General features: G+C 67.8%; 1 protein-coding gene. It reads right to left on the reverse strand.

All coding sequences use genetic code 11. The annotated features are described in order from the left end of the window. A partial coding sequence (locus tag A3730_RS20900; RefSeq protein ID WP_197477555.1) for a hypothetical protein occupies positions 1-571 on the reverse strand: 571 nt, incomplete at its 3' end. Between the last annotated feature and the right edge of the window lie 29 nt (positions 572-600).

The raw sequence follows: 600 nt of genomic DNA on the forward strand, positions 1-600 counted from the left end.
TACCGGCCTGACCGTTGAGTCCCGGCAATTGCGGCACGGGCCAGCGTTCAGGCAGAGTCAGAGTCAGGGCCAGGGGCTGCCCCTGACTGTGAGCTTCGGAAAGCCGGAACTGGAAGTGGCCGCCTTTCGCCGTGGTGACCCTGTCGGGTTCACGGCTCGCACCTGCCAAACTCACAGTCCAACCCGACAAACGACGCTCCCCTGGATCGGGCTGACCGTTAAACGCCAGAGCGGGCTCCCCGGCGCCGTTGTCGTCGAACAGCTGCCCGGTGATCCAGTGGCCCGCCGGGCGACAGCGATAGCCAGCCGCTACCCCCGAAACCGGTAACGGGCGCAGAGCCGGCATGATGCCATCCCGGGCGGCCAGCGGCTGGCCTGCCCCGCCAGCGCCCCCGGCACCGCCACCCGCACCACCGGTTTGCTCAATGCTTGCCGATACCGTCGTTGCAGCAGGTGCATCCAGCCAGAGCGTGCCACCGGCACCACCACCGCCGCCAATGGTATCCGCCCGGCTTACGCCCGTGATCCCACGCCCCGGCAAGCCACTCAGGTCCAGCAGTCCATCGCCCACAAGCCGTGCAGTACGGATAATCAGCAGGC

It is taken from the genome of Alcanivorax sp. HI0044 (genome assembly GCF_001634945.1).